4 protein-coding genes are annotated in these 3,071 nt (G+C 64.1%); 3 read left to right on the top strand and 1 reads right to left on the bottom strand.

All coding sequences use genetic code 11. The features are described 5' to 3' along the window. The coding region (locus RIF85_RS15410; protein ID WP_309072782.1) for a 3-hydroxyacyl-CoA dehydrogenase family protein at positions 1-446 on the top strand (446 nt) is incomplete at its 5' end. A gap of 43 nt (positions 447-489) precedes the next feature. Next, positions 490-1,329 carry an endonuclease/exonuclease/phosphatase family protein gene (locus RIF85_RS15405; RefSeq protein ID WP_309072781.1) on the top strand — a complete coding sequence of 280 codons (840 nt, stop codon included), beginning with the start codon at positions 490-492 and terminating at the stop codon, positions 1,327-1,329. 3 nt (positions 1,330-1,332) lie between these two features. Here RIF85_RS15405 and RIF85_RS15400 read toward each other — a convergent pair whose 3' ends face one another. Then, positions 1,333-2,148, bottom strand: coding sequence for an SGNH/GDSL hydrolase family protein (locus RIF85_RS15400; RefSeq protein ID WP_309072780.1), 816 nt, complete (start codon positions 2,146-2,148; stop codon positions 1,333-1,335). Positions 2,149-2,262: 114 nt separating this feature from the next. On the opposite strand from RIF85_RS15400, the gene RIF85_RS15395 reads away from it, so the two are divergent. Next, a partial coding sequence (locus RIF85_RS15395) for a class I SAM-dependent methyltransferase (protein WP_309072779.1) occupies positions 2,263-3,071 on the top strand: 809 nt, incomplete at its 3' end.

Genomic DNA, 3,071 nt, shown 5'->3' with positions numbered 1-3,071 from the left:
TCTGCGGTTTGCACTTTTTCAATCCGGTGCCCGCCTCGACGCTCATTGAGGTGGTGCTGGCGCCCAAAACCTCTGCGGAACTCGCGGAACTGGCGCGCGGGTGGACCGAAGCGCTGGGAAAAACGCCAGTTGTGGTCAGGGACGCGCCGGGTTTTGCCAGCTCGCGCCTTGGCGTAGCGATCGCGCTGGAAGCGATGCGCATGGTCGAGGAGGGCGTTGCTTCTGCCGAGGACATCGATACGGCGATGGTGCTTGGCTACAAACATCCGGTCGGCCCGTTGAGGACCACCGACATCGTCGGGCTGGACGTCAGGCTCGGGATCGCCGAGTACCTTGCGTCTACGCTGGGGGAGCGGTTCGAACCGCCGCAGATCCTGCGGGAGAAAGTGGCACGCGGGGAACTGGGACGAAAGGCCGGTCAGGGCTTCTTCACCTGGGACGACTGAAATAGCCGGCCCGCGCGAGGGCCAAAAGGACTATGGTTTTTTCATGAGTGAGCGGACCGCCCTAGCAGACAAGCCACTGATCGGACCTGTTGAGGCGCCCCAGCTGCACATCATGACCTACAACATCCGGCGCCGGGTGGCTCACGTGAACCCATGGAGCCATGATTTCTGGGGACGCCGGGAACCACTGGTCCGCCGCCTGCTTTCGGCCGAGCAACCCACCATCCTTGGCGTTCAGGAAGCCCTTCCTGACCAGTTGCCCGCGATCCTTGAAGGCCTCGGTGAGCATTACAGCAGTATCGGCCGAGGCCGCAACGCCGACGGCGACGGTGAGCAATGCCCGATTGTCTACGACGCCGACCGCCTCGAGCTCCTTGACTGGGACCAGGACGCTCTCTCTAACACCCCGGACAGGCCCGGCTCCAACGACTGGGGAAATCTCATCCCCCGCATTGTCGTGACCGGTCGCTTCCGGGATCGCGCCACGGGTAAAGAACTGACCGCCGTCAATACCCACCTGGACCACATGTCACGAAAGTCCCGCCAGCGGTCGGCGGAGGCAATCCGGTCTCTTGTAGCGCGGACGGAGGGCGCCGTCGTCGTCATGGGTGACTTTAATACCGGCGCGGCGTCGCAGCCCTACGAAGTGTTGACCAGCGGCGAGGTGCTCGCCGATGCCTGGGACGCAGCGCAGGAGCGGCTGACTGAGCTGTGGGGAACTTTTCCGCACTACCGCGCCCCGAAGCAGGGGCGCAAGCGGATTGACTGGCTGATGGTGAACGCGGAAGTCACCGTGTGCGAGATGGGCATCAACACCACGCGCTACAACGGCGCGTGGCCCTCGGACCACACGCCGGTGCAGGCGATCATTACGGTGAAATAGTTCCTAGTTGAGGGCGTTCCGGATCTCGTGAAGGTACCCGTTCTTGTAGCCCTTAGCGTTGGGGTGGAGGGCGCTCGGGTCCGTGAAGGGCTGGATCCACGGCTGCGGTGAACCGAGACCGTGCTTGTCGAACCGCTTGACGACGTCGACGTAGGTGAAGCCGGCAAGTGTCGCCTGAGTCCGGATGATCTCGTTGAGCACGTCCGTGCCGTCGTTGAGTGTTTGTTGCTCGGCGGTACTGAGGGTAAACGGCTGGCCGGTAGCCGGATTGATGATGGGAAGTGTGATCGCGTTACCGAATTCCGGTGAGAACAGATGCGGGTAGCCCGTCACCACTACCTCGGCGTTCGGAGCCGCAGTCGCAATGTTGCGGTACAGCGCCGCCAACGCGGGGGCGAGATCACGCTGGGCAAGGAATAGCGCCCCGTTCACGGTCTGCTCGCAGGTGTTAGGGCTCTGAACGCAGAGAGAAATGATGTTGAGGTATTGGACATCGTTGCCGCCGACCGTCAGCGTCACCAACTCAGTACCGGCATCGAGGGCGCCGAGTTCGCCAAAGACCGCCGCCACGGTGTCGCCGCCGCAGGTCGCATTGACCGTCAGCTCAATCTGCTTCCGCTCATCCAGTAAGCCGGGATATCCGAGCGGAGACTGGCCGCAGACTCCGAGGGAGCCGGCCCCGACACCGGCCGCGTACGAGTCGCCAAGGGCGACATAGTCGAGAGATCCGCGGTCGCCTGCCGACGCTGGCAGAATGGACGAACCCGCAACGAGACCCGACGCCAGGAGTGCGCTGGCCGCAATTCGTAAGTGTTTCATTGGCTCAAGATACTCCTTATCGTCCGCCCCGAACATAGGGCTGCAACTCCTCCTTGTCAGCCAGTTCCCGCGGGTCCATCCTAGGTTCAAACGAACCTCAATCACGGAGGAAACGTGGCTTCCGAACCTGACGCAGAGGCCGTTGCCGAGCGCGTGTTCAACGCGGCCCTCGGCACCATGGACGTGCTTGCCATCCACCTCGGCGATCGGCTCGGCTGGTACAACGCCCTGGCATCAGACGGTCCTGCTTCGTCCACCGAACTCGCGGAGCGCACCGGTACCTCTGAGCGGTATGCACGCGAATGGCTCGAGCAGCAGGCCATCACAGGCCTGCTGACCGCAAACGACGACGGCGACGCCCGCCGCTTCACGCTGCCTGCCGGGGCGGCGGAGGTACTGACCGATTCCACCAGCCTTAACTACCTTGCCCCGCTGGCAAGGATGATCGCGGGTGCGGCGGTGCAGCTTCCGGCGCTTCAGGCCGCGTACCGGGAGGGTACGGGTGTCGGCTGGTCCGAGTTTGGCGAGGACGCGCGGGAATCCCAGGCGGACATGAACCGGCCCTGGTTCGAGCACGAACTCGCCGGTGCGCTGCGGCAGGCGCCGGACCTGGTGGCTCGCTTGCATGGGGAGGGAGCGTCCGTCGCCGACATCGGCTGTGGGGCCGGTTGGTCCACCATCGCACTCGCCCGAACATTCCCTACGGCCCAGATCACGGGGTTTGACATTGACCAGGCATCGATCGAGCTGGCCAACAGCAACGCCTCAAGTGTCGATAGCACCGCCCGGTTCCAGGTGGTCGACGCCGCCGGAATGCCCGAGCAGCAGTTCGACGTGGTCTTCGCCTTCGAATGCATCCACGATCTGCCCTACCCGGTGGACGTGCTCGCGGCGGCCCGGCGGTCCCTTCACAGCGGCGGCAC

It is taken from the genome of Arthrobacter sp. (assembly GCF_031179385.1).
In the GTDB taxonomy this organism is placed as follows: Bacteria; Actinomycetota; Actinomycetes; order Actinomycetales; family Micrococcaceae; genus Arthrobacter_D.
The sequence above is the reverse complement of the archived record's forward strand: the minus strand, read 5'-3'. Positions and strand labels throughout refer to the sequence as shown.

Coding starts and splice junctions, on each gene's coding strand:
- RIF85_RS15405 (WP_309072781.1), top strand. CDS start 490: ATGAGTGAGCGGACCGCCCTAGCAGACAAGCCACTGATCGGACCTGTT.
- RIF85_RS15400 (WP_309072780.1), bottom strand. CDS start 2,148: ATGAAACACTTACGAATTGCGGCCAGCGCACTCCTGGCGTCGGGTCTC.